Source organism: Streptomyces sp. NPDC060002 (assembly GCF_042737245.1).
Taxonomy (GTDB): Bacteria; Actinomycetota; Actinomycetes; order Streptomycetales; family Streptomycetaceae; genus Streptomyces.
Genome location: NZ_JBHWUW010000035.1, coordinates 16,269 through 40,855 on the forward strand (window position 1 = coordinate 16,269; position 24,587 = coordinate 40,855).

At 73.4% G+C, this 24,587-nt stretch carries 18 protein-coding genes; 7 read left to right on the top strand and 11 right to left on the bottom strand.

Translation table 11 applies throughout. From position 1 onward, the window contains the following. Positions 1–43 precede the first annotated feature (43 nt). Genes ACFWBD_RS26915 through ACFWBD_RS26925 form a run of 3 tightly spaced genes read right to left on the bottom strand, consistent with a single transcriptional unit; the run spans position 44 to position 3,723 of the window. On the bottom strand, positions 44–439 hold the full coding sequence (locus tag ACFWBD_RS26915; protein WP_385671777.1) for a DUF742 domain-containing protein: 396 nt from the start codon (positions 437–439) through the stop codon (positions 44–46). Positions 440–448: 9 nt separating this feature from the next. Next, complete coding sequence (locus tag ACFWBD_RS26920) at positions 449–886, bottom strand: roadblock/LC7 domain-containing protein (protein ID WP_385671780.1); 438 nt, start codon at positions 884–886, stop codon at positions 449–451. Beyond that, on the bottom strand, positions 883–3,723 hold the full coding sequence (locus tag ACFWBD_RS26925) for a nitrate- and nitrite sensing domain-containing protein (protein WP_385671783.1): 2,841 nt from the start codon (positions 3,721–3,723) through the stop codon (positions 883–885). Before ACFWBD_RS26925 ends, ACFWBD_RS26920 begins: the two co-directional genes overlap by 4 nt. A 420-nt stretch (positions 3,724–4,143) precedes the next feature. Between ACFWBD_RS26925 and ACFWBD_RS26930 the strand changes: the two genes are divergently transcribed. Both ACFWBD_RS26930 and ACFWBD_RS26935 read left to right on the top strand, forming a co-directional pair. Beyond that, positions 4,144–4,800 (top strand): hypothetical protein, encoded by a 657-nt coding sequence (locus ACFWBD_RS26930; RefSeq protein ID WP_385671786.1) that lies wholly within the window; start codon positions 4,144–4,146, stop codon positions 4,798–4,800. A gap of 176 nt (positions 4,801–4,976) precedes the next feature. After that, positions 4,977–6,503 (top strand): APC family permease, encoded by a 1,527-nt coding sequence (locus ACFWBD_RS26935; protein ID WP_385671789.1) that lies wholly within the window; start codon positions 4,977–4,979, stop codon positions 6,501–6,503. On the opposite strand, the gene ACFWBD_RS26940 is transcribed toward ACFWBD_RS26935, so the two are convergent. The 4 genes from ACFWBD_RS26940 to ACFWBD_RS26955 all read right to left on the bottom strand — a co-directional run bounded on the left by ACFWBD_RS26940 (position 6,504) and on the right by ACFWBD_RS26955 (position 14,590). Further along, positions 6,504–11,135, bottom strand: a complete 4,632-nt coding sequence (locus tag ACFWBD_RS26940) for a hypothetical protein (protein ID WP_385671792.1) — start codon at positions 11,133–11,135, stop codon at positions 6,504–6,506. Between the two features lie 132 nt (positions 11,136–11,267). Next, entirely contained in the window at positions 11,268–12,146 is an 879-nt protein-coding gene (locus tag ACFWBD_RS26945; RefSeq protein WP_385671795.1) for a hypothetical protein, read from the bottom strand. 52 nt (positions 12,147–12,198) lie between these two features. Beyond that, positions 12,199–13,728 (bottom strand): hypothetical protein, encoded by a 1,530-nt coding sequence (locus ACFWBD_RS26950; protein WP_385671798.1) that lies wholly within the window; start codon positions 13,726–13,728, stop codon positions 12,199–12,201. A 160-nt stretch (positions 13,729–13,888) separates the two neighbouring features. Beyond that, positions 13,889–14,590, bottom strand: a complete 702-nt coding sequence (locus tag ACFWBD_RS26955; protein WP_385671801.1) for a GntR family transcriptional regulator — start codon at positions 14,588–14,590, stop codon at positions 13,889–13,891. Between the two features lie 172 nt (positions 14,591–14,762). On the opposite strand from ACFWBD_RS26955, the gene ACFWBD_RS26960 reads away from it, so the two are divergent. The 5 genes from ACFWBD_RS26960 to ACFWBD_RS26980 are packed head-to-tail and all read left to right on the top strand — an operon-like array spanning position 14,763 to position 19,276. Further along, on the top strand, positions 14,763–16,070 hold the full coding sequence (locus ACFWBD_RS26960) for an MFS transporter (RefSeq protein WP_385671804.1): 1,308 nt from the start codon (positions 14,763–14,765) through the stop codon (positions 16,068–16,070). After that, positions 16,067–16,921 carry a putative hydro-lyase gene (locus ACFWBD_RS26965; protein WP_385671807.1) on the top strand — a complete coding sequence of 285 codons (855 nt, stop codon included), beginning with the start codon at positions 16,067–16,069 and terminating at the stop codon, positions 16,919–16,921. The genes ACFWBD_RS26960 and ACFWBD_RS26965 overlap by 4 nt, the downstream gene beginning before the upstream one ends. Positions 16,922–16,941: 20 nt before the next feature. Continuing rightward, positions 16,942–17,709, top strand: a complete 768-nt coding sequence (locus ACFWBD_RS26970; protein ID WP_385671810.1) for a LamB/YcsF family protein — start codon at positions 16,942–16,944, stop codon at positions 17,707–17,709. A gap of 2 nt (positions 17,710–17,711) precedes the next feature. Beyond that, positions 17,712–18,410, top strand: coding sequence for an allophanate hydrolase subunit 1 (locus tag ACFWBD_RS26975; protein WP_385671949.1), 699 nt, complete (start codon positions 17,712–17,714; stop codon positions 18,408–18,410). Continuing rightward, positions 18,407–19,276: a biotin-dependent carboxyltransferase family protein gene (locus tag ACFWBD_RS26980; protein ID WP_385671813.1), complete on the top strand. Its 870-nt coding sequence runs from the start codon at positions 18,407–18,409 to the stop codon at positions 19,274–19,276. Before ACFWBD_RS26975 ends, ACFWBD_RS26980 begins: the two co-directional genes overlap by 4 nt. A gap of 22 nt (positions 19,277–19,298) precedes the next feature. On the opposite strand, the gene ACFWBD_RS26985 is transcribed toward ACFWBD_RS26980, so the two are convergent. The 4 genes from ACFWBD_RS26985 to ACFWBD_RS27000 form a co-directional block, all read right to left on the bottom strand. Then, complete coding sequence (locus ACFWBD_RS26985) at positions 19,299–20,378, bottom strand: SGNH/GDSL hydrolase family protein (RefSeq protein WP_385671816.1); 1,080 nt, start codon at positions 20,376–20,378, stop codon at positions 19,299–19,301. After that, a complete protein-coding gene (locus ACFWBD_RS26990) occupies positions 20,375–21,631 on the bottom strand; it encodes a glycosyltransferase (RefSeq protein WP_385671819.1) in 1,257 nt (418 codons plus the stop codon). The genes ACFWBD_RS26985 and ACFWBD_RS26990 overlap by 4 nt, the downstream gene beginning before the upstream one ends. Beyond that, positions 21,628–22,755 carry a glycosyltransferase family 4 protein gene (locus ACFWBD_RS26995; RefSeq protein WP_385671822.1) on the bottom strand — a complete coding sequence of 376 codons (1,128 nt, stop codon included), beginning with the start codon at positions 22,753–22,755 and terminating at the stop codon, positions 21,628–21,630. The genes ACFWBD_RS26990 and ACFWBD_RS26995 overlap by 4 nt, the downstream gene beginning before the upstream one ends. Positions 22,756–22,963: 208 nt before the next feature. Next, positions 22,964–24,385, bottom strand: a complete 1,422-nt coding sequence (locus tag ACFWBD_RS27000; RefSeq protein ID WP_385671825.1) for a HEAT repeat domain-containing protein — start codon at positions 24,383–24,385, stop codon at positions 22,964–22,966. Between the last annotated feature and the right edge of the window lie 202 nt (positions 24,386–24,587).

The following is a 24,587-nucleotide window of genomic DNA, read 5'->3' on the forward strand; positions in this document are numbered from 1 at the left end:
TCCACCCGCAACCGGTCACGTCCTCTCCTCGCTTCCGCGCTGCTCACAGCGCTCGGAGGCCGTTGATCACGTCGCGCAGAATACTCTCGTCCGGCAGTTCGGCAGGAGGCACCGGCCGGTTCACGTGGACGAACTCCGCGTCCACGAGGTCGCCGACGAGGACCCGAACCACGCCGATGGGCAGATCGAGTTCGGCGGCGAGTTCGGCGACCGACTGCGGTGCTTCCCGGCACAGACCGACGATGTCCACGTGCTCCGGGGACAGCGACGGATCCGCGTCCGCGTCCTCGGCGTGGGGCTCGGCGACGACCAGCGCGATCAGATCGAGACGGTGCTGGACCGCACTGGTGGTGCGGCCCCGCGTCATGGCGTACGGACGGACGACCGGTCCGGCCTCGTCGTCGAACCAGTGACTTCTTCCCTGACCGTCTGTGCTCATGCCATCCCACTACCCGCCCGAGGGCAGATCGGTGCGCGGGGTGGTGCCCAGATGTACGCCGACCCGCTTGACGAGGAGCGTCATCTCGTACGCCACGAGCCCCACGTCCGAGTCGGCGTCCGAGAGGACGGCGAGGCAACTGCCGTCACCCGCGGCCGTGACGAACAGGAAGGCGTCGTCGAGTTCGACGACGGTCTGGCGGACGCTGCCGGCCTCGAAGTGACGGCCGACGCCCTTGGCGAGGCTGTGGAATCCGGAGGCGACGGCGGCCAGGTGCTCGCCGTCCTCCCGGGACAGGCCCTTGGACACCCCCGTCGGGAGACCGTCGCCGGAGAGGACGACCGCCTTGCGGATGCCGGCGACGCGGTCGACGAGTTCGTCGAGGAGCCAGTTCAGCTCGCCGTTGTTGGTGGTGGTGCTGTGGCCGGTCGCCTTCGGTGCGGTCATCGACCGTCCCCCTTTTTCGTTCCTTGTGGTGCTGCGCCGCTGTGGGCATCGTCGCCCGCGGCGTTCTCTACGCGGCCGCGCTGCCAGCCGCGCTGGAGCGAGGCCATACGGCTGCGTACCTCGTCGGCGTCCCGGTCCGCGGGGTCGGTTCGGTCCTCGGTGCGCGGGGCCGGGCCCTGCCGCAGTTGTGGGGCCAGGTTCGCCTGCCGTACGCGTCGGGGCAGCGCACCCGTCCCTGAGCCGCCGCCGTCCGTCCCGCCGGACGCGGTGTCCGCGCGCTCGGGCGTGCCGCCGGGGCCGCCGGGCCGGGCCGTGGCCTGCCGCGTGCGCTGTGGAAGGGCGGGAGGCCGGGTCGGCTCCTGTGCGCCGTTGCCGGTCCGTTCGGGCGTGCCAGCGCTGCGGGGGATCTGCGCCGTCATGCCGCGGCGGCGCGAGGGCAGCGGTGCCGGGCCGTCGTTCTCCACCCGGCGGGGGCCGGGCCTGGCCGGGGGCTCGGTGTCCGTCTCGGCGCGCCGGGGCCGCTGTTCCGGGACCGGGCGACCGTGCGAGCTGACCAGCTTGGGCATCCGGCGGCCGGGCGTCAGGGGTACGGGACCGGCCGGGTCGCCGACGAGGGGCTCATGGGGGTCGCCGGGGCTGTCGGGCAGCTTGTGGTGCTGGTCGACGGTGTGCGCCGCCGGTTCGTCGTCGGTGCGGGTGAGGGAGCGCCGCGGGCGGAACAGGCCACCGTGGTCGTCGTCCTCGTCCAGGGCGGCCGGGAAGTCACCGAGGGCGTCCAGGCCGACGGGGGCCTCCAGTTCGACCGGACCGTCGAGCATCGAGGCGGGCACGGGAAGCTGCATCGAGGCCGGCGAGAGGGCGGTCCTGCCGGTCTCCGCGGAGTCGGCCTCCTTCGGGGGCCGGGGGCGGTCGAGCCGGAAGCCGATGCCGTTGGTGTCGGGGACGTCGTCGGTCAGCAGCGCGTCGGGGATGAAGACGATGGCCGTCGTCCCCCCGTACGGCGAGGGCTGCAAGGAGACGCGGACGTTCTGCCGCTGGGCGAGCCGGCTGACCACGAACAGCCCGAGGCGGTCGGTGTCGGACAGCTCGAATTCCGGTGTCTCGGCGAGCCGGAGGTTGGCCTCCAGGAGCGCCTCGGGTGCCATGCCGAGGCCGCGGTCGTGGATCTCGAGGGTGAAGCCGTTGGCGACCCGGTCGCCGAACACCTGGACCGCGGTGTGCGGCGGGGAGAACACCGTGGCGTTCTCCAGGAGTTCGGCCACCAGGTGGGTGAGGTCGGCGACGGCCGGACCGGTGGCGGCGATGCGCGGCAGCCGTCGGACCTCGATGCGTTCGTAGTCCTCGACCTCGGCGACCGCGGCGCGCACGATGTCCATGAGCTGCACGGGCCTGCGCCACTGCCGGGAAGGGGCGGCGCCCGAGAGGATCACCAGGCCCTCGGCGTGCCGGCGCATGCGGGTGGTGAGGTGGTCGAGGCGGAAGAGGTCGGCGAGTTCCTCGGTGTCCTCGGTGCGGCGCTCCATCGTGTCGAGCAGGGTCAGCTGCTTGTGCAGCAGTACCTGGCTGCGGCGGGCGAGGTTGACGAAGACCTCGGAGACCCCGGACCGCAGTTCGGCCTGTTTGACGGCGGCCTCGACCGCGGCGCGCTGGAGGGTGTTGAGGGCCTGGCCGACCTCGCCCATCTCGTTCTTGTCGTACTCCAGCCGCGGGACCTCGGTCTCCACGTCGACCTGTTCGCCCGCGGACAGGCGGCGCATCACACTGGGCAGCCGCACGCCGGACGCCTCGTGCGCCTCCAGCCGGAGCTGGCCCAGGTCGCGTATGAGACCGCGGCCGATACGTACGGACAGGACGAGGGAGACCAGCAGGGCGACCAGCCCGAAGACGCCGGCGACGACCGCCTTGACGATGACCTCGATCGCGACCGGGCGGACACGGTCCTGGTAACGGTCGTTGGCCTGCTCGTCCAGGGTGCCGAGTTCGTCGAGGACGTTTCCGGCCGCGGTGTCCCAGTTCTTGGCGCTGACGCCCCGGGGCATGTCGCCGGGCGTGGTGCCGACGACGGCCTGCTCGACGGTGCGCAACGGGGCGGTGGTGGCGTTCTTCCAGAAGCTCTCGTAGCGCTCGCGCTCCGCGGTGGGCAGCTGGGCGAGGCTGACTTCGTAGATCACCTCCCGCTGGGCCTCGAGGTCGGAGACGTCACGGATCTCCTCGTGGCTGAGCCGGCCCACGACCAGGGCGGAGCCGAGCAGGGCGTCCTCCTGGGAGAGGAGTTCGCGGGCTCGGGCGACGCTGACGAGCGCTCGGTACTGCTTGTCCATCTCCACGCTGTCGACGACGTCCAGCTTGGCCAGCAGGGCGTAGCAGGGGTCGATCAGCTGGGTGTAGAGGGCGAGGGCCTGCGCCCGGGTGACGGTGCCCTCCTCGACGCTGCGGCGCAGCGAGTCGACGCCGTCGAAGGCGTCGAGCACCGCGGTCAGGCCTTCCCCGTCGTCCTGGTCCAGGACGTCGCGCACGTCGGGATCCTGGGCGTTCCTGCGGATCTCGGCGAGTGCCTCGTCGGTGGCGGTCCGGGTGCGGCGCAGCGCGGACAGCGCGTCGGAGGCACGGGGGTCGGCGAGGTAGACGAGGGTCTGACGGCGTTCCTGCTGAACGACGCGGACGGTGTCCTCGATCGGATAGCCGACCTTCTCGACGAGGGACGACACCGTGAAGAGGCGGCCCGCCTCGCGTCCCGTGAGTACCGTGGCGAAGCCCCAGACGGCGGTCAGGGACACCAGCGGCACGAGAAGCAGCGCCACGATCTTCCGGCGGATCGACTTCCCGCGAAAGCGCATGGCCTCCCCCAGCTCGAACCCCCACCGGCAGGGGGTACGCGTGTGCGTCAACAAACGGCGCGAGCCTACTACCGACGCACAGTGATCTCGAAGAGCTGTCCGGAAGCTGAACTTCCGCCCCGAGGGCGAGACATGGCGTGTTGTCCGGTAATTACGGGAGATTGTCCCCCCGGATCCGATCCTCCGGACCCGGCCGGATCCGGTCGGCTGTGCACCCGAGTTGGCCAGAATTTTTCGCAACTCGGGAATCTTCAGGGCACGTCGTTCGTCCTACTCATTGGGAATTGGGGGCGGAATCGGCCACACGAGCCGTTTGCCGCACCCGGGCGGCGTAAAACAGCGCAAGCCGGGCAGCCACTGGGGAGCCGGGTCTTCGACTCGGAGGCGAGCGGTCTGCTGGCGGTGGGGAGTGACACAGTGATGGGCACGGCGGAGCGGCGTGAGGCGCCCGAGGAGAGCGGGGCAGTGGGCAGTACGGCACTGCGGGATCCCGAGGCGCCGGATCGCGACATTCCGGCGAACGAGCAGGTGAGAGCGGAGCGGCGCGACAATCCGACGGACAGGCGTGGGTCGACCGGTCGTGGTGTCCCCGCGGCCGCAGAGGGTCGCGACACGGCGCCCGAGGTCCGGCGGACCGACAGGGGCGACACCCGCGGCGGTTCCACCACGGCACGAGCGCGAGCGGTCTACCGCCCGTTGTGGGTGGAGGTGCCCGCGCGGCGGCGTCGGATGCCCGACCCGGTGCGTACGGCGGCGGTGCGTGCGGTGCTGATCATCGCCGTGACGCTGATACAGGCGATGGTCGCCTTCCTGTGCACCCTGGCCGGATCCTGGCTGGCGTTCCCGATGGTGATCAGCAGTGTGGTCAGCACGGTGCTGGCCACCTGGGGTGCCCTGGACGTCTGGGTGACCCGGCAGGTGTGGAACCAGCGCAACGGCGTGGTGTCGACGCCGAGCAGCACCGCGCGGTCACTGCGGCGTGAGCGCCGCCGCACGCGCCGGCAGGCTCAGGCCATTGAGCGCGCGCAGGAACGGATACGCAGGCAGGGTGGCGCCGGGCAGCTGTCCCACTCCTGAGGCGGTCTGCGTGGCACTGACCAGGGGAGCCGTGACAGTTTCCCTGGTCAGGCCGCGCCCGTTCACAGAGTGAGCGCAGGTCTTCGAGGCGTGTGAACGGACTCGACCGGCGATGATCTCGCGGACGTAACGCGCTGGTGGTGTGCTGGTCTCCCACGAGCACCAGGAGTCCGCCGATGACGACAGCCGAGCATCCGCCAGGCCCTCAGCGGGACGACGCCGAGCTCGCCGAGTTCGGCTACAGGCCCGAACTCAAGCGAACCCTGGGCAACTTCCACACCTTCGCCGCGGGCATCAGCTACATCTCGATCCTGACCGGCACTTTCCAGCTGTTCTACTTCGGCTACGGCAGCGGTGGCCCCGCCTACTGGTGGTCCTGGCCGATGGTGTTCGTCGGCCAGTTCACGGTCGCGCTGTGCTTCGCGGAGCTCGCCGCCCGCTATCCGGTCGCCGGGTCCGTCTACAACTGGTCGAAGAAGATCGGCAATCCGCATCTGGGCTGGCTGGCCGGCTGGATGATGCTGACCGCCTCGATCGTGTCGATCGCGGCCGTGGCGCTGGCCTACCAGTTGACGCTGCCGCAGATCTCCTCGGCCTTCCAGTTCGTGGGTGACGGCACCGGCAAGTACGACGTGGCGACCAACGCGGTCGTCCTGGCCACCGTGTTGATCCTGTTCACCACGTTGGTCAATGCGTTCGGCGTCAAGCTGATGGCGACGATCAACACGGCCGGTGTGTTCATCGAGCTGATCGCCACCGTCGTACTGATCGTCCTGTTCGCCGTCCACATCACCCGCGGCCCCCAGGTGATCATGGAGACCAACGGCACGGGAGCGGGTTACGGGACCGGGTATCTCGGCGCGTTCCTCGTGGCCTCGCTGGCCTCGGCATATGTCATGTACGGCTTCGACACGGCCGCGTCGCTCGGAGAAGAGTCCATCGACCCGTCCCGCAACGCGCCCCGCGCGATCATCCGGGCGATCATCGCCTCCTTCGTCCTCGGCGGACTGATCCTGCTGCTCGCGCTGATGAGCGTCTCCAGACTGAAGGGCGAGAAGCTGTCCACGGACGGTCTTCAGTACGTCGTGCTCGACGTACTCGGTCCGACGGCAGGCAAGGCGATGCTGTGGTGTGTGCTGATCGCCGTCACGGTGTGCGCCCTGGCCGTGCACACGGCGGCGATCCGGCTGGCGTTCGCGATGGCCCGCGACAACAACCTGCCCTGGTCCTCGCGGCTGGCCAAGTGCCACCCGCGCTTCCGGACCCCGGTGCTGCCGACCGTGATCATCGGTGTGCTGGCGCTGTCGATCCTCGTGGTCAACATCCGCCAGCCGCAGATCTTCACCGTCGTCACCAGCATCGGCATCATCATGATCTACCTCGCCTACCTGGGCGTGACCGGCCCGATGCTGGTGGCGCGGCTGCGCGGCAAGTGGCAGCCGGCGAGCGACGGGAAGTTCTCGCTCGGCCGCTGGGGGCTGCTCGTCAACATCGTCGCGGGGGTGTGGGGCTCGGCGATGACGATCAACCTGATCTGGCCGCGCGCCTCGGTCTACAACGCGGCGGCGCCCTTCCACTGGTACCTCCAGTGGGGCGCCGCCCTGTTCGTGGCCGTGATCGCGGGCGGTGGCTTCGCCTACTACTGGTTCGTGCAGCGGCATCGGACCGGTGTGCTCGAGGACCACCGCCTGGCGGACAGCTGATCAACCGGCGTTCGGCGCAGGCCGCTTGTACATCCGGGTCGCCGTGATCTCGCTGCGCACCTGCGCCCCTTCGCCTCCTCCGGCCGGGCTCTGCTGCGGCAGACCCGGGCGGAGGTGTTCCTCGACGCTGATGTACTTCAGGCCCGCCCGCAGGTCGGCGTCGTTGCGCAGCCGGATGACCAGCGGGAACTCCGCCAGCGCCGTCGTGTCGAACAGCCCTGTGGTGTAGAGGAGCTGCACACCGAGGGCGTCCGAGACCGCGCGCTGGAGTTCCAGCAGATAGGTCGCGTTGGCGCGCCCGATGGGGTTGTCGAGGAACAGCGTGCCGGCGTACCGGTGCTTGTCCCGGCCCCGGTCGTTGCTCCTGAGCGCCGCCATCGTGCAGTACAGGGCGATGGCCGCGGTGAGCAGCTGACCGCCGGAGAACACGTCGCCCATCTGACCGACCGGGACCCGCTCGGCCCGCAGTACGGCGTCCGGCTTGAGGATCTCGACGGCTACGCCCTTGGGCTGGAGGGCCGCGCCGACCCCGCGCAGCAGCAGTGACATGCCGTCGCGCCGCAGGTCGGAGTTCTTCTTCACGGCGGCCCGGGTCGCCTCGTCGATGACCTCGCCGAGCCGCTCGGTGAGGGTGCTCTGGTCGGGCTCCTCGAAGCGGATGCGCAGGAACTCCTGGCCGGACCACTCGCCGAGCCCCTCGGGCAGCCGGGAGAGCCGCTGGGCCGAGCGCAGGGTGGCGAGCGCGGACTCGACGAGCCCGCGCAGCCGGTCCACGATCGAGTCCCTGTTGCGCTCCAGCTGCTCCAGCTCGTCCGTCAGGACCCGCAGTCGGGGCGCGAAGGCGTTCGCCCACTTCTGCGCGTGCTCGGGCAGCGCGGAGGCGGGCAGCTCGCGGATCTGCTGGCGGGCCGGGGTGCGGACCTGCTCGTAGCGCGTGGAGTTGGCGTGCCGGACGAGGATGTCGCTGGCCTCGCGGACGGCGGACTCGGCGGCGGACAGGTCGGCGGCACAGCCGCGCAGGGAGCGGCGGGTCTCGGCGGCCGACTGGCGGGCCTCCTCCGTGGTGCCCGGGTAGGGCTCCGACTCCTCCTGGTCCTCGTCCGGGGTGTGTTCACGCAGCAGATCCCGGAGCATCGCGGCGATCTCGTCGAAGCCCCCGGCCGCGTCCTCGGCGGCACGGTGGGCGGCCAGGAGTTCGGCGTGGGCCGCGCGTGCCTGGTTCAACGCCTCGGTGCGGGCGCCGAGTTCGGTCGTCGCGGTGCGCAGCAGCGCCTGGGCGTGCTCGGCGTCGCGCGGCTGGAGCTCCTCGGGCAGGTCGGTGTGGGCCTCGCCGTCCTCGGGGGCGTACCGCTCGGCCTCGCCGCGCAGCCGCCCGAGCTGCTCGCTCGCGGTGGACACACGGGTCTCCAGGAGCTGCACCAGTTCCTCCGCGCGCGCGGCGGCGGCCTGCCGGGACGGCCCGTCGGAGCCGTCGGGCGACTGGAGCAACTGCTCCGCGCGCGTGCGGACCTTGTTGCTGAGCCGGTCCAGCTCGGCGCGGGCCGCGCTCTCGTCGCTCTCCCCGCGGGCCTGCTCGGCCCGCAGGTCCGCGCCGACGCCGACCTTCTCGTACAGCTGGGACGCCGCCCGGTAGGCCTCGCGGAGCGCCGGCAGGGACGTCCTGGACGCGTCTGCCTCGGCGTCCGGTACGTCGTCGGGGGCGCCGGCGATCTCGGCGCGTTCGGCGCGCAGCGCACGCGCGGTGCGGCGGGCGTCGTCGGCGGCGCGCTGCGCGCCGCGCCGGTCCTCGTCGGCGGCTCGGGCGCGCTCCAGGCAGGTCTGGGCGCGGGCCTCCGACTCGGCTGCCTCGTCGGCGAGTTCACGCACCTTGACCTGCCAGCCGGCGCGCTCACGCAGCCGGAAGGCGAGGCCGGCCAGGGCGTCGGCGGCCCGCCTGGCCTTCTGCGCGGCCTCCTGGCGCTCGTCGCGCACCTGGGCCGCCTCGGCGGCGATCTCGTCGGCCTCCGCGCGCACGGTCCGCGCCTCGGACAGCTCGGCCTCGCACTCCTCGGCGAACGCGCGCGCCTCACCGGCGGATCCGGCCAGCTCGGTGAGCCGTCCGGCGGGACAGCCGCTACGCCAGGAGGCCAGCCGGGCGGACAACTCCCGGTCCTTGCCGAGCCGCGCCGCGAGCCGGCGGATGTCCTCGTCCCGCTCGGTCGCCCGCGCGCGCAGCGCCTGCCGTTCCTCGTCGGCGGCCTGCTCGTCGTGCATGGCCGGGTTCGGCGGGACGAGGAAGACGTCACCGCTCAGCGCGTCGGCCGCCGGGGTCGGCGCCAGCAGGGCGGCTGCCGTACCGACGGCCACGGCCGAGCGGGGCAGCAGGGCGGCGTCACCGAGCGCCTTGCGCGCGCGGGCGTGCGAGGCGGGGTCGGTGATGATCACGCCGTCGACCAGTTCGGGCCGGGCGGCGAGCACGCGCGCGTGGTCGGCGGGGTCGACGGCCTGCGCGAGGTAGCGCCAGCCGGGCAGGGCGGGGATGCCGTGCTCGCCGAGGAACTCGACCGTGGCCAGCACGTCCGGGCCGGCCGGCAGCAGTCCCCCGTCGCCGAGCGCGCCGAGGATGCGGGAGTCGTCGGCGGCCGCGGTCCGCAGCTCGAAGAGCTGCCGTTCGGCGGAGGAGACGGCGTCGTCGAGGAGGTCGCGCAGCTCGTCGGCGCAGCGGTCCAGGTCCTCGGGGGTCAGCAGGGAGTCGTCGTCGGGCTCGCCGTTCTGCCGCGGCTGCGGGATCCGCGGGCGTGCCCCGCCGCCGGTCAGCCCGAGCAGCTCCGCGAGCCGTTCCTCTCCGGCCAGGGACTCGGCGAGCCGCTGCTCGGCCTCGTACGACCGGTGCGCGGCCGTCGCCGCGTCGGCGGCCCGGGCCGCGGTGAGCTCGGCGCGGGACTCCGCGGAGGCGGCCTCGCGCGCGTGCTCGGCGGCTCTGTGTGAGGCGTCACGCGCGGTGTCCCAGGCGGCGACGGCGGTCTTCTCGGCGTCACTGGCGGCGAGGGCCGCGCGGGCGGGGTCGGCGTCGGGCGCGCTGTCGTCGAGCCAGCCCGCGCGTACGGCCTCGGCGGTCTCCTGCTCGACCTCGGAGAGGCGCTGGCGCAGGTGTCCGACCTCACTGCGGGCGCGCTGGGCGTCGGTGGCGGCGGACGTCGAGTCCCGGTGCGCGGACTCGCCGACCTCCTGGAGTGCCGCCGAGCGTTCCTCCTCCTCGTTGGCGAGGGCCTCGGCCTTCCCGGCGGCCGCGTGCAGGGCCCGCACGAGGTCGACGGCGGCCTTGGCGCGGGCGGCGAGCGCGGGGGCGGCGTCGCGTTCGGCCTCCTGGATCGCGACGGAGACGCGCGCGACCCGGTCGGCGGCGGCACGGTGGCGCAGCACGGCCTCGGCGGCCTGCCAGGCGGAGTGCAGGGTGCGGGCGTCGGCGAGTTCGCGCTTCTGCGCGGCGGCCAACTTCTCGGCGCCGGCGAGCGCCAACGAGGCGTGACGGAAGGCGATTTCGGCGGCGATCAGCGCGCTGCGTTCCCGTGCGCTCTCGGAGTGCGTGACGGAGTAGGCGGCGGCCGTGACGCGCTGGGCGAGATCACCGGCCCGCGTCTTCTCCCGCACGCCCCGCGCGGACAGCCGTCGGGCCAGCGCGCGGGTGCGGCGCTCGGCGCCGGCGTGGATGTCACGCGCGCGTGCCCGCGCCTCGGCGGCCTCGACGATCCGCCCGAGCAGGTCCACCGAACCGGCGGTGAAGTCCCGTTCGGCGATCAGCTCGGCGCGGCGGCCCAGCTTGTTGCCGAAGCCGCTGACCAGGTCGGCGAGCCCGTCGGTGTCCCGTGTGTCGGTCACCGCGCGCAGCAGCAGGTCGGTGAAGTCGGAGTCCTTCTTGACCGCGAAGAGGCCGGCGGCCTCACCCTCGTCGGCGTTCATCTCCCGCTGGTAGCGGAAGAGTTCGGGGTCCAGGCCCAGCTCGCCGAGGTGCTCGATCCACCGGTCGTGGATCTCCTCCCAGTGCACCTCCAGGTGCGGATACGCCTTCCCCGCCTCGGTGAGGGCGTCCCGGAAGCCCTTCATGGTGCGCCGCCGCCCCTGCGCGCCGGAGGCTCCCTCGACGGGCGGGCGGACGCCGGTGGACTCGGCGACGGGCAGGTTGTCCAGGCTCAGCCCGGGCCCCGGCCGGAACGAGTACCAGGCCTCCGCGAACTTCCGCGGGTCGTTGGACACCTGCCGCCCGCGCCACTCGCTCACCTTGCCGACGACGACGCACTCGCCGGTGAGCACGTGCTGCCATTCCAGCGCCACGTGTCCGCAGTCGTCGGCGAGCAGGAACTTCCGCAGCACGCCGGAGCTGGCGCCGCCGAGGGTGTTGCGGTGGCCCGGCAGCATCACCGAGAAGATCAGCTTGAGCAGGACGGACTTGCCGCCGCCGTTCTCCAGGAAGAGCACGCCCGCGGGCGCGGGCCTGCGCGGCGGGCCGACGGGCTCCTCCTCGAAGAACTCCGCCTGCGTGGGGGCGGGGTCGGGCACGACGGCGCCCACGCCCCGCAGGTCAAGCACGGTGTCGGCGTAGCGCGCACCGGCAGGGCCGATGGAGTAGAGGCGGACCCGGGACAGCTCGTACATGGCGGACTCTCGTAAGTCTTCGGCAGATCGGGAGGTGGCGCTTCAGGAGCTCAGGGACCCGAAGGCCCGTGAGCTCCGGAAGCTCGGAAACTCGGAAGCCGGTCGGCTCGCAAGCCGGTCGACTCGCAAGCTTCAGGAGTGGAACGGCAGCCCGGCGTCGGCCACCAGGTCCAGGTCGTCGGTCTCCTCGGCGGGCAGCAGCGTCGGAGAGCCGTCGGTGACCGGGACGACGCCCAGCTCCAGCAACTCGGCCATGGCGGCACCACCCGCCATGTCACGCACCTGGAGCTGATAACGGGCGGTCGTCCGGTAGGTACCGCCGCCGTCGTCACCGGTCCGCTGGAGGAACCCGGAGTCGGTGAGGAAGGCGACGGCCTTGCCGACGATGCCGGTCGTGGAACCGGCGAGTCTGCGCGCGTCCTTGGTGGCGCCGGTGGAGCTGCGTCTGGCCCAGATCCGCCAGGCGGCCTCCAGTCCGGGCGCGTCGGTGGCGGGGTCGGTGTTCTCGCCCTGCTCCTCCGCCCGCTCCTCCAGCCGGTGGCAGGCCTGGCGCACGAAGGCGTCCACTCCGTTGACGCTGACCCGGCCGATGTAGCCGTCGTCGGCCAGGTCCTCGGGTCGCGGGAACGCCATCGCGGCGACGGAGAGGTGCGCGAGCCCGTGCAGGAACCGGTCGCCGCCGTCGGCGGACGTACGACGCGCGTAGTCCCCCATCCGCACGGCGAACACCGAGTCCTCGGCGGCGGTCACCGCCATCCCCGCGCGCGGGGAGACCTCCAGCACGATCAGCCCGAGTCCGGCGGCCACGGCGTCGGCGAGCCGCGCGAACGGCGGATCCTCCCGGTACCGCCGCAGCAGCTCCGCGTACTCCTGGTCCCGCGCGGGCTGCAACTTGGGCTGCAGCCCGAAGGCGACGAGCCGCGCCGCGTCGGCGGCGTCGGCGGGGGTGACGGCGGTGCTCACCGCCGGGGCGGGGGCCTCCGTATCGCTCCACTCGACGTGCTCGGTCACAGCTTCGGCTCCTTGGTGTTCTCGTGCTCGGCCACTCGGTTCCCGGCCCGGCTCATGCCGCCTCCGTCCGGTCCGCCGCCATTCCCGCGGCGTCCAACAGGGCGGTGCCGACGATGAGATCGGCCCCGCCGAACCCCGGGTCGTCCAGTTCCTGCCCGTCGTCCACGGCGAACAGCAGCTTCTCCTCGCCCTGGCGGTAGGCGGTGCCCACGGCCGGACTCGCGGCGTGCACGGCCAGCAGTGCCACCAGGTAGGCCAGCTCTTCGCCCTCCTTGGCGCGCGCCTCCTCGAGCAGTCCCGACAGCCGTCGTGGCGCGTCGGCCGGAAGATCGAGCAGCCGCTTGGCCATCGCCAGCTGTTCCTCGCTGAACCGGCTGTCGTCCGGTGTCGCGATGAGGTCCGGCTCCGGCATCTCCGCCCCCAGGTGCTCCCGCTCCACCGGCGGCGTCAGCAGCAGGTCGACGAGATCACCCACCCGCACCGACACCGGTGTGCGCAGCCCGGTCCCCCGCGCGAAGAACGCGTCGGTGACCCGGACCGCCTGCTCCAGCGGCAACGGCAGCACGGGGGTGACGAGTTGCCCGTAGAGGTCTATGCCCGACGAGGTCATGGGCGTGGCGAAGGCCTGTCGGTCCTGCTCGGCGCGGAACAGCGGGCCGGCCTCCAGCAGCCGGGACTGCAACTGGGTGTGCCGGCGGATGCAGTCCTTGACGATGTCGACGAGCTCGGCGGCCCGCCGCTTGTTCTCCGCGTCCTCGATCTCGTCGCGTGCCTTGCGGATGTTGGTGAGGATCGCGTTCTCGTGGCGGTAGCGGTCGGCGACGTGGTCGAGGGCTTCGGCGATCATGTCGGGCACGGCGTTGAGCCAGTCCACCGCGCGCACGTTGCGCCGGGTCGCCTCCAGGGCGCGGCGCAACGTCTCCGAGTACTGCACGGTGCGGTAGCGGGCCTGCTCGGCGGCCAGCTGGGCGTCGGCGAGACGGCCGCGCCGGATGAGCACCTCGAGCTTGACCTCGGCGGCGATCTGCGCGCTGGTGACGTCCGTGTCGAGGGCGCCGACGAGGACGTTGACCGCCTCGTCGGTGGTGCGGAGGTAGACCACGCCGCCATGGCCTGGGACCTCTTCGATCAGCTTGAAGTCGTAGTCGCGGCGCACATACGTGCCGTCCGGCGCGAAGGTGCCGTACGCGGCGCGGAAGCCGCGGTCGACGCTGCCGACGTTGATCAGGTTCTCCAGGACCCAGCGGGCCACCCGCTCGTGCTCGGCGACGGGCCGCCGCGGGGCCTGCGCGGCGATGCGCGGCATGAGGCGGGCCACTATCTGGTCGTGGTCGGCGCCGGTGTCGAAGTCCATGTTGAGCGTGACGAGGTCGATGGCGGCGAGGGCGATCTCCGCCATGCCGTAGACCGAGTACTCACCGGCGAGGTTCGCCTTGCGGGCGTCGAGGTCGTGGATCGGCGCGGTGCAGGCGAGCGCGCGCAGCCGCCGCGCCAGCCCCTCGTCGGCGGCCGGGCCCGGAGCGGGGCGCGGCCCCGCGCTGAGCTGGGGCGGAACACGGTCCGTCGACGCAGGCGAAGTCACGGTGCACAGACTAGGTCCTCGGTCTGACATCGACCCAAACGGCGCCTATCGCCTCCGACGGGACGGCCGGACGACTACGGGTCGTTCTCCGGCTGCGGACCGGTGGGGGCCGGTCGTGCGGTTCCCCGCGCCCCCATTGGGCACTGTCGCCCTCGACCCTCTATTGGGCACGGTCGCCCTCGACCCTTCGCCGGTAGGCCTCGACCACGCGTTCCGACGAGTCGGCCAGGTAGACGGCCAGCAGCCGCTCGGCCTCCTCCGCGTCCCGCGCCTCCAGGGCCTGGAGGATCTGGCGGTTGCGCTGGAGGTACGGCTCGTGCAGCCGGCGGGGCTCGTCGACGAGGTGGAAGGCGAGGCGCAGCTCGGCGAAGACGCTGCGCATCAGCTCGTCGGTGCGAACGCTTCCGGCCAGGGCCACCAGCTCGCGGTGGAAATGGAAGTTGGCGGTACCCAGTCCTTTCCAGTCATTCTCGACGGCCGCGACCTGTCCCTCGGTGACGCTCGCGCGAAGGTCGTCCAGCGTGTACGGCGGCTCGCCCAGTCCGCGCACGACGGCGCATTCGACGAGCGCGCGCGTGCGGTAGATGTCCTCCACGTCCTCGACGGTCAGGACCCGGACGAACACGCCGCGGTTCAGCTCGTGGACGAGCAGGCGCTCGTGGGTGAGCAGCCGGAACGCCTCGCGCAGCGTGTTGCGGGAGACGCCGAGCGCCCCGCCGATGCTGTCCTCCGACAGCCGGGTCCCGGGCGGGAAATAGCCCTCGGCGATGCGGCTCCTGAGGATGTCCGAAACGCGTTCGGCCGTGCTCGTGCGCCCCAGGAGGGCACGGTCGTCGGCCAGTCCCGCCAGCTGCTCTGCCATGCCCGGAATTCAACCGCAGGCACGAGAACGAAACAACATGGGTATTGAAGGATCGTTCAACGATCCCCTACCTTCGTTTCCATGGCACCGCCCGTCCCCCGCCGCGGCGACCCGCCTCCGCACGGCACGGCTCACTCCCCGCACCCTCCGTCCTCCCTCAGCGAGGTGCCCCATGAGCACGCCCCTCCCACCCCGGACCCCGGCCACCGACACCCGCCCCGACACCGCCACCGCCGCACACGCTCCCGACGACGGCGCCCTGGCCTGGCTGCGCGCCCTCGGCCCGCGCGGCCGCCGCGCCTTCGCCGGCGCGTTCGGCGGCTACGCCCTCGACTCCTACGACTACTTCACGCTGCCGCTGAGCATGGTCGCGCTGGCGGCGTACTTCGGTCTGGACAGCGGCCAGACCGGCCTGTTCACCACCGTGACCCTGGTCGCCTCCGCGATCGGCGGGGCCGTGGCGGGGGTGCTGGCCGACCGGATCGGCCGGGTGAGGGCCCTGATGATCACGGTGATCACGTACGCGGTCTTCACCGTCGCCTGCGGCTTCGCACCCACCTACGGGACGCTGCTGGTCTTCCGGTCCCTCCAGGGCCTCGGCTTCGGCGGCGAGTGGGCGGTCGGCGCGATCCTGGTCGCCGAGTACGCGAGCGCGAAGCACCGGGGCCGCACCCTGGGCGCGATCCAGAGCTCGTGGGCCGTCGGCTGGGGTATGGCGGTACTCGCGTACACACTGGTCTTCTCGTTCTTCGGCGACGACATCGCCTGGCGCGTGATGTTCTGGACGGGCGCGCTGCCCGCCCTGCTCGTCGTGTGGATGCGGCGCCGGGTGCAGGACGCGCCAAAGGCCACCGCCGCACGTGAACAGAGCGCCGAGAAGGGCTCGTTCCCGGCGATCTTCAAGGGACCGCTGCTGCGGACGACACTCTTCGCGGGCCTGCTCTCCACCGGTGTGCAGGGCGGCTACTACACCCTGGCGACCTGGGTGCCGACCTATCTGAAATCCGAGCGCGGCCTGTCGGTGGTCGGCACCGGCGGCTATCTGACCTTCCTGATCTCGGGGGCCTTCCTCGGCTACCTCACCGGCGGCTACCTCACCGACCGGCTGGGCCGGCGCCGCAACATCTGGCTGTTCGCCCTGCTGTCGGCGGTGTGCATCCTGGCGTACGCGAACATCCCGAGCGGCGCGGACACCGTGCTCCTCGTGCTCGGTTTCCCGCTCGGGTTCTGCATGTCGGCGATCTTCAGCGGCTTCGGGTCCTATCTGAGCGAGCTGTACCCGACGGCCCTGCGCGGCACGGGGCAGGGCTTCACCTACAACACCGGCCGCGCCGTGGGCGCCGTCTTCCCCACCACGGTCGGCTTCCTCGCCGACAGCTGGGGCGTGGGCGGCGCGCTGGTGTTCGGCGCGATCGGCTACGCAATCGCCGCCCTGGCGCTGCTGGGGCTGCCGGAGACCCGCGGGAAGGAACTGGAGTGAACCGTCCGATCCTTACGCAGGACCGCCGTCCGCCCCTCACCGAGGACCGTCCCGTGACCCTCCTCGACGAGCACGCGCACGCGTGGAGCCCCGCCACCGCCCGGGCCCGCTTCCGGGCGGGCCTGACGGGCCCCACCGCCGGGGTCGCGGGCGGCCACACCCAGGTCAACCTGATCTCGGTGCCGGCCGACTGGGCGTACGACATGCTCCTGTTCTGCCAGCGCAACCCGAAGCCCTGTCCCGTCCTCGACGTGACGGACGCCGGCTCCTGGACGACCGTCCTGGCCGAGGGCGCCGACCTGCGCACCGATCTGCCGCGCTACCGGGTCTGGGCGGACGGGGAGCTCGTGGAGGAGCCGACCGACGTGCGCGGGTACTGGCGTGACGACCTGGTGTCGTTCCTGATCGGGTGCAGTTTCACCTTCGAGTGGGCGCTGTCCGCGGCGGGCGTACCGATCCGGCACGTCGAGCAGGGGCGCAACGTCCCGATGTACGTGACGAGCCGCCCGTGCCGGCCCGCGGGGCGGCTGCACGGCCCCATGGTGGTGTCCATGCGTCCGGTGCCGCCGCAGCACCTCGCGGCGGCCATCCGGGAGAGCAGCCTGCTCCCGGCGGTGCACGGCAGCCCCGTACACTGCGGCGATCCGTCGGGACTGGGCATCGACGACCTCGGCCGGCCCGACTTCGGCGACCCGGTGGAAGCCGCGCCGGACGACATCCCGGTGTTCTGGGCCTGCGGTGTGACCCCGCAGGCCGCGGTGATGGCCTCGCGCCCGCCCTTCGCCCTCACCCACGCCCCAGGACAGATGTTCCTCACCGACGCCCGCGACGAGCAGTACCGCGTGGCTTGAGAAGGAGATACGAAGGAACCATGAGCGCGACGACCGCGATCGATCTGAACGCCGACCTCGGCGAGGGCTTCGGCCGCTGGCAGCTGACCGACGACGAGCAGCTGCTGTCCGTCGTCAGCAGCGCCAACGTGGCCTGTGGCTTCCACGCCGGGGACGCGGTCACCATGCGCCGGGTGTGCGAGCTGGCGGTCGAGCGGGGAGTGACGATCGGCGCGCAGGTCTCCTACCGGGACCTGGCGGGGTTCGGGCGGCGCGCCATGGACGTGCCGTCCGCCGAACTGGCCGCCGAGGTGGCGTACCAGATCGGCGCCCTGGAGGTGTTCGCCCGGGCGGCGGGCGCGCGCGTGGCGTACGTGAAGCCGCACGGCGCGCTCTACAACCGGGTCGTGCACGACGAGGAGCAGGCCGGCGCGGTGGTCGACGGGGTCCGCCTCGCCGGCGCCGCGCTGCCCGTGCTCGGGCTGCCCGGCTCGCGCCTGCTGGAGCTGGCCCGGGGAGCGGGGCTCCCGGCCGTCCCGGAGGCCTTCGCGGACCGCGCGTACACCGAGGAGGGCACGCTCGTGCCCCGTGGGCGGGCCGGGGCCGTGGTCACCGACCCGGACGCCGTCGTGGAACGGTCGGTGCGCCTGGCCCGCCTCGGGCAGGTCACCTCCCACGCGGGATCGTCCATCGAGGTACGCGCGCGTTCGCTGTGCCTGCACGGCGACACGCCCGGCGCGGTGGAGCTGGCCCGCCGGGTCCGGCGCGGGCTGGAGGAGTCGGGCGTACGGGTGGAGGCCTTCGTATGAGCGTGCGCGTCCTGCCCGTCGGCGACGACGCCCTGCTCGTCGAGCTGGCGTCGGGCGCGGAGGCCGAGGCGCTGCACGCGGAGCTGCTGCGTCGCCGCGCGGCGGGCCTCCTCAGGGCCCGCGAGATCGTCCCGGCGGCCCGCACCGTCCTCCTGGACGGTCTGACCGACCCCGGCCGGCTGGCGTCCGAGCTGGCCGCGTCCGACGTACCGCCCGCTCCCCCGCGTGAGCGGGCGGCCGTGGAGATCCCGATCCGTTACGACGGCCCGGACCTGGCCGAGGTCGCCGCGCACTGGGGGGTCCCGGAGGAGGAGGTGGCCCGCATCCACGCTGCCACCGAGTTCCGGGTCGCCTTCTGCGGGTTCGCGCCCGGCTTCGGCTATCTCACCGGCCTGCCTCCGCGCTACGACGTACCGCGCCGGGCCACTCCGCGCACCGCCGTGCCGGCCGGTTCGGTGGCGCTGGCGGGGCCGTACACGGGGGTGTACCCGCGTTCGTCGCCGGGCGGCTGGCAGTTGATCGGCAGCACGGAGGCGGTGCTGTGGGACCACGCGCGCGTGCCGGCCGCGCTGCTGTCACCGGGCACGCGCGTGCGCTTCGTCCCGGTGGGACCGGTGGGACCCGTGGGACCTGCGAGGCCGGTGGAGCCTGCGGGTCCTGCGGGTCCTGCGGGTCCTGCGGACACGGTGGGCGGCTCATGAGCGACCGAGCAGTCTCCGTCGTCCGCGCCGGGGCGCTCACCACGGTGCAGGACCGGGGCCGCCCGGGACACGCGCACCTCGGCGTGCCCCGTTCCGGCGCTCTCGACGCGCCCGCGGCGGCCCTCGTCAACCGGCTGGTGGGCAATCCGCCCGATGCGGCCGTCCTGGAGACGACGCTCAACGGCTGCGCCCTCAGGCCGCGCTCCGACATGACCGTCGCGGTCGGCGGCGCGCCCTGCCGGGTCACGGTGGACGGCCGGCCGGTCGCCTGGGGCGCGCCCGTACGGGTGCGCGCCGGGACACTCCTGGAGATCGGACCGGCCGTCTCCGGGGTACGCACCTACGTGGCCCTGGCCGGCGGCATCATCGTCGAGCCGGTCCTCGGCAGCCGGTCCACGGATCTGCTCTCGGGCCTCGGCCCCGCGCCGCTCACCGACGGCACCGTCCTGCCGCTGGGGCGCGAACTCGTCCCGCACGCGCGCGTGGACGTCGCCCCGCAGCCGGCGCCACCGGCCGAGCTCGTCCTCCGGGTGACGCTCGGCCCACGGGACGACTGGTTCACCCCGGGCGCGCTCCGCGCCTTCACGTCGCGGACGTTCCTCGTGTCGTCGGCGAGCAATCGCATCGGGCTGCGTACCGAGGGGCCCGCCCTGGAGCGCGCCCGCAGCGGTGAGCTGGCGAGCGAGGGCATGGTCCTGGGGGCCGTACAGGTTCCGCCCGCCGGCCGGCCGGTGGTCTTCCTGGCCGATCACCCGACCACCGGCGGCTACCCGGTGATCGGGGTCGTCCGCGCGGGCGACCTCGCGGCCGCGGCCCAGGCCGTGCCCGGAACGCCGGTCCGCTTCGTGGCCGTACGCCGAAGGTGACGCAGGCGGCGCCCGCCGGGCTTCAGGCGGCGTCCGGCTGCCGCTCCGCCACGGAGAGTGCGGCGAGCGCCGCGGACACCGCCGCGGAGGCCCGCAGATCGAGGCGGGCGCTCGTCCCCCGGGCGCGGTGCCGCAGTTCGTCTGCGGCCAGCCTGAGCAGCTGCGGAAGCAGGTCGGTGCACCGCCGGGCCACCCAGCCGGTGCCGGCGGTGGCCAGCCACCACAGGCTCGCCGAGGTCGTCGGCGCCGGGAACTCGGGCTCGGGCGAGGGCGCGGAACCGGTCGCGAGGCCCGCCCCGGCCAGCACCGCGTGGAAGCGCACGGCCAGTTGCCGGTGCCCCCGTTCTCCGGGGTGGAGCCGGTCCGCGCTCCACATGGCCCGGTCCGTCAGCCAGGCGCCCTCCGCGGCGTGCAGGTGGACGGCGCCGTACCGCTCGGAGAGCGCGTGGACGACGGCGTTGACCGCGCGCTGCCGCCGGGCCAGTGGCCGGGCGAGAGCCCCGGGCAGCCCGAGGGCGCCGCCCGGATCGGGCAGACACGCGGTGAGCAGGACCGCGCCCTGCTCGGCGAAGGAGCCGTAGACCGTGTCGAGCCGGGCGGCCACGGCATGGATGTCGAAGGTGCAGCGCAGGGTGTCGTTGACGCCGACGACCACGGAGACGACGTCCGGCCGCAGCTCCAGTCCGGCGGGGAGCTGCCGTTCCAGCACGTCCCGTGTCTGCGCGCCGCTGACCGCGAGATTGATGAACTCCACGGGCTCCCCGCGCTCCACGGGCTCCGTGGGTCCTCCGCGCTCCCCGGGTTCCCCGAGTTCTCCGCGCTCCACGGGCTCTCCGGGCTCTCCGGGCTCCGAAGCGTCCACGCCCCCCTCAATCCCCCCAAGCCCCTCGGTCCCGGCGAAGACCGCCGCGGCCCCCGTAGCCCCAGTCGCCCCCGCGGCCCCCGTAGCCCACGTAGTCCCCGCGCCCCCCGCAGCCCCCTCGGCCTCGCCGACGAGCCCCCGGGCGAGCAGCGCGGCCCAGCCGCGCCACCCCTCGCCCACGGGGTCCCCCACGCCCTCGGTGAGCGAGTCCCCGAGGGCGACGAAGCGGACGCGTCTCATCCGAGGCCTCCGGGCACGAAAGGACGAACAGGTGCGGTCACCGGTGCCGTGACCGACACCGCGGCGTCGTGCGCCGCGAGGAAGGCGTCGACCGCCGTACCCCAGCCGAAGCACTCCGCACGCGCGCGTGCGGCCTCCCGGCGGGCCGCGAGGGGACGTTCCAGGAGGTCCTCCACGGCGTCCGCGAACGCCTCTCCCCGGTCGGCCGCCGTGGCCCCGGCGGCGCCGATCACCTCGGGGAGCGCCGAGGAGGCGCTCGCGACGACGGGGGTCCCGCACGCCATGGCCTCCAGGGCGGCGAGCCCGAACGTCTCCGCCGGCCCCGGGGCCAGGCACACGTCGGCCGAGGCCTGCAGGGCCCCGAGCGCGCCCCGGTCGGAGACATGCCCCAGGAACGTCACGGGCAGCCCGCGTTCACGGGCGCGCTGCTCCAGCCGCGGCCGCAGCGGCCCGTCGCCCGCGACGACCAGCACCGCCCGCGCACCGCGCCGCAGCAACGCCTCCAGGGCGTCCAGTGCCGTACCGGGCCGCTTCTCCACGGACAGGCGGGTGCACATCACCAGCAGGGTCTCGTCCTCGCGCGCGTGCCGGGACCGCAGTCCGGCGTCCCGCAGGGCGGGGTGCCGTTCGACGAGGTCGACGCCCAGCGGTGCCCGCACGACGTTCCGCGCCCCGATCCGCACGAACTCCCGCTCGGCGAACTCGGTGGTGCACACCACGCGCGCGTACGTGTGCGCCGTACGGAGGTTGAGCGCGTCGGCGGCCCGCCGGGCCGCCCCTTCCGGCACGCCCCAGGTGCGCAGGACTCCGTCGGCGGTCTCGTGGGAGACCATCACGGCGGGAACACGGGCCCGCCGCGCCCACCTGCCGGTCCAGCGCAGCGTCGTGCGGTCGCAGACCTCCAGGCGGTCGGGGGCGAGTTCCGCCAGCAGACGGGCGACCCTGCGTCTGTCGGTGAGTACGCGGTAGCCACCGGTGCCGGGCAGCAGCGGCCCCGGCAGGGTGATCACCCGCCCCTGCTCCGTCCGACGGTCGCTCTCCCGCTCGCCGGGCACGATCAGGACCGGCTCGTGGCCGGCCGCGCGATAGCCCTTGCCGAGTTCGCGCAGGGCCGTGCGCAGCCCGCCCGAGGCGGGGGCCACGAAGTTGGCGAGCCGCACGATCCGCAGCGGCCCGGCGTTCGTGGGGGTGGGGGCGGGGCGGGCGGAACCGTTTCCGCCGTCGGTGCCGCTCCTGTCGTTCGGGCCGCTCATGCCGCCACCACCAGTCGACGCGCGGCGAGCACGTCCTCGTAGTGATTGATGAGCCGGTCACCGATGGCGGCCCAGGTGCGTCCCTCGACCGTGGCCCGCCCGGCGGCGCCGTAGGCGGCCCGCCGCGCGGGGTCGGCCACCAGCGCCGCCACCGCGTCCCGCACGAGGGTGGCGTCCCGGGGCGGGACGAGCAGGCCGGTGCGCCCGTGGGCGACCAGGTCCAGGGGGCCGCCCGCGGCGGGCGCGACCACCGGCACACCACTGGCCATGGCCTCCTGCACGGTCTGGCAGAAGGTCTCGAAGGGGCCGGTGTGCACGAACACGTCCAGCGAGGCGAAGATCCGGGCGAGTTCGTCGCCGGTGCGGTTGCCCAGGAAGACCGCGCCCGGCAGGGTCTCCTCCAGGCCGGGCCGGCTCGGGCCGTCGCCCACCACCACGACCCGGACCGCCGGCAGCCCGCATACGCCGGAAAGCAGTTCGACGTGCTTCTCGGGGGCGAGCCGTCCGACGTAGCCGACGATCAGCTCGCCGTTCGGGGCGAGTGCGCGGCGCAGTGCCTCGTCGCGTCGGTCGGGGCAGAAGCGCACCGTGTCCACCCCCCGCGGCCACAGCTTCACCCGGGGCACACCGTGCGTGTCCAGGTCGTGCAGGGCGGCGCTGGAGGGGGCGAGGGTGAGGTCGGCGGCCGCGTGGACGGACCGTATCCGGCGCCAGGCGGCTGCCTCGCCGGCGCCCATGTAGGTGCGGGCGTAGCCGCCCAGGTCGGTCTGGTAGACCGCGACGGCGGGGATACCGAGCCGGGCGGCGGCCGCCATGCCCCGGACGCCGAGGATGAACGGGCTGGCCAGGTGGACCAGGTCGGCACGGTGTTCGGCGATGGCGGCGGCGACGCGTCGGCTGGGGAGGGCGACGCGGACCTGGGGGTAGCCGGGGAGCGGAAGGGAGGGGACCCGGACGACGGGGCAGGGCGCTTCGGCGTCCGGCCCGGTCCCGACGGCGGTGGCCGGGGCGACGACGACGGGGGTGTGACCGCGATCGACGAGGTGTCGGGCGGTCTGGAAGGCGCAATGGGCCACGCCGTTCACGTCGGGGGGAAAGGATTCGGTCACGATGACGACACGCATACCCGTGTTGTCGCCGCCCCGGACGTGGACGCGTCAAAGTGGATCTTTCCGAACGACTAACGTCCCGTGAGCGTTGCGCTGCGCACCCGGTGCGTACCGCGCAGGTCGGACGGTGTCCATGCCGGTCCGCCCGGCAGGCCATCGGGTGTTCATCCGCGCAGGACCGGCCGCCGCCAGGCTCCCCTCGGGCGGCGGCCGGTCCCGGCGTTCACATCGCGGACGCGGCGTCCGGTCCGATCCGGCTCCGCACGGCCGTCTGGACCTCCGCCTCCTCGGCCGGGTCGGCGGCGAGCCTGCGCAGGCGCTCCACGACCCGGGCGTCGCCGGTCTCGGCGTGCCGGGCGGCGATCTCGCGGGTGCCCTCCTCGCAGTCCCAGAGGCACTCGACGGCGAAGCCGGCGGCGTAGGAGGGATCGGTGGCGGCGAGTGCGCGGGCGCAGCGCCCGCGCAGGTGGGACGAGGCCGTCTCGCGGTAGATATGACGCAGCACGGGTGCCGCGCAGACGATGCCGAGCCGTCCTGCGCCGTCGACGAGGGTCCACAGGCTCGGCGCGTCGCAGCCCTCGCCGCGTACGGCCTCGCGCAGGGCGCCGAGGACGAGGTCGCTGTCCTGGGTGCCGCCCCGGCAGGCGAGCATGCGGCCGGCCGCGGCGCCCAGGGGGTCGGGCCGGTGGGCCCAGCCGCGGGCCCGGTCCACGGCGGCGAGGCTGCGCATGCGCTCGAAGGCGTCGACGGCGGCCTCGACGACGGGCGTCGAGCCGGTGGCCACGGCCTGTTCGATCAGGACGAGGGCGTCGGGGTCGTTGAAGTCGGCGAGGTAGCGCAGGGCGGTGCAGCGGGCGCCCTCGGTGCCGTCCTTGGCGGCCTGCACGATCTCGGGGCGGTCCTCTGGCCCGGCCACGGCGGAGAGACAGCGGGCGGCGGGGACATGGAGCGCGGCTCCGCGTTCGACGCCCTGCTGGGCCCATTCGAAGACGGCCTGGACGCTCCAGCCGGGGCGGGGTCCGCTCGGGGTCAGCTGCCGTTGCCAGAGGTCGAAGCAGCCGGCCTCCTGAGCGGCACGCACGCGCGTGGAGACGTACTCACGGGGATCCTCGGCCCACAGCCGCCAGGGCCGTGGCTCGAAGGCGTCCCGTACGGCGGCGGCGAGTTCGGTCTCGCCCTCGGTATCGGTGGCGAACCGTGCGAGCACGGGTGCAGCGAGGGCCCGCAGACCGGCGTCGTCGTCCCGCAGGGCGAGTTCGTCCAGGGCCCAGGCCCAGTTGGCTCCCGAGGCCGCGTACCGGCGCAGCAGGGCCAGGGCGTCCCGCCTGCCGTAGGAGGCGAGGTGGCCGAGGACGGCCAGGGCCAGTCCCGTGCGGGACTCCTCGGTGTCGAAGGAGTCCTCGACGTCGAAGAGGTGGGCCTCGATCTCGTCCAGCTCGCCGTTCAGGTCGAGGTAGAGACGGGCGTAGTAGAGGGAGCGGTTCTCCACCTGCCAGTCGTGGCGGGGGTCCCGCAGCACACAGTGGTTCAGCGCCGCGAGCGCCTCGGTTCGCGGAGCGGTGAGCGCGTGCAACGTTCCGTCGCCGCGGCCCCTCTGGAGCAGGCCGAGCAGCGTGCCGCTGGGCGCTATGACCGGATCGAACATGGGAAACAGCCTCACATCAAGCGTCGACGCAACCGGGGACGTGCATTACCTGGCCGCGTGACAACACGTCGGGGCGCCCGCCGTTTCCTGCTTGCTGTAGACCATTTTCCTCTGCCTCTCGTCGGTGGCCCATGCGGACCGCGTCACGGCCCGCGCGGTGCGGCAACACCTGCCCAGCCATCGCGTCCGTGAATCACGACGT